The sequence below is a fragment of the Protofrankia sp. Cr1 genome, from assembly GCF_963555865.1.
GTDB lineage: Bacteria > Actinomycetota > Actinomycetes > Frankiales > Frankiaceae > Protofrankia.
Genome location: NZ_CAUVXO010000472.1, coordinates 1 through 713, shown reverse-complemented (window position 1 = coordinate 713; position 713 = coordinate 1). Strand labels below are relative to the sequence as shown.

Annotated in this window: 2 protein-coding genes; both read right to left on the bottom strand. The window is 67.5% G+C overall.

The genetic code is table 11. The features are described from left to right. Positions 1-46: 46 nt before the first annotated feature. Entirely contained in the window at positions 47-439 is a 393-nt protein-coding gene (locus U9980_RS23975; RefSeq protein ID WP_322752581.1) for a type II toxin-antitoxin system VapC family toxin, read from the bottom strand. Next, complete coding sequence (locus U9980_RS23970) at positions 436-672, bottom strand: FitA-like ribbon-helix-helix domain-containing protein (RefSeq protein WP_322748999.1); 237 nt, start codon at positions 670-672, stop codon at positions 436-438. Before U9980_RS23970 ends, U9980_RS23975 begins: the two co-directional genes overlap by 4 nt. Positions 673-713: the final 41 nt, after the last annotated feature.

The following is a 713-nucleotide window of genomic DNA, read 5'->3' as shown; positions in this document are numbered from 1 at the left end:
GACCGGTTGACGCCGCCCCCACCGGGTGTACGGACCGGCATCCAGACTACGGGGTCGCAAAGACGCAGCGAGGTCCAGCGGCCTTCGTCAACCGGACGTCGAGCGTGGCCAGCTTTGCGTCCAGCGACTCGGCGAGCGCGACGTACCAACCGTCGTAGGCGGTGACATTCTCCCGCAGCTCCCACACCCTGCTGGCGAACGGTTCGTAGGCGAACAGCTCGACCCGCAGGCTCAGCAGGTCGGCGTAGGCCAGGGCCGCGGTGTCGGCTGAGATCTCGCTGGCCATGACGGCCCGGCGTAGCACATTGGCGACCTCCACCGGCATGAGATGAGGCGCGGCCAGGTCATCTGTTGCGAGCAGGTGATCCGCCCAGGTGCCGATCTCGCCGCTGTCGACGAGCGCGGCAACCACCAGACCGGAGTCGACGACGAGACTCATCGACGGTCGGCGTCGCGATGGCCGATGATCGATTCGACCGACAACCGGCTGCCGACGCGTTGCTTGCGGTCACGGACGCGCGCCAGCAGCACCTCCGCGTCCGGCCGGCGGGCGAGCTCGATCAGTGCAGAACGCACATACTCCTGCAGCGAGCGACCGCTGAGCGCGGCCCGGGAGGCAAGCTCGTCGCGAGTCTCGTCAGGGACATCCCGGATGGTGATCGCAGTGACCATAGCAGCATTATGCTGCTAGCGGCAGCGCATAGCAAGCACGC

Bases quoted from the DNA above. Each gene is read 5' to 3' on its own strand.
- U9980_RS23970 (WP_322748999.1), bottom strand. From the start codon at position 672: ATGGTCACTGCGATCACCATCCGGGATGTCCCTGACGAGACTCGCGAC.
- U9980_RS23975 (WP_322752581.1), bottom strand. From the start codon at position 439: ATGAGTCTCGTCGTCGACTCCGGTCTGGTGGTTGCCGCGCTCGTCGAC.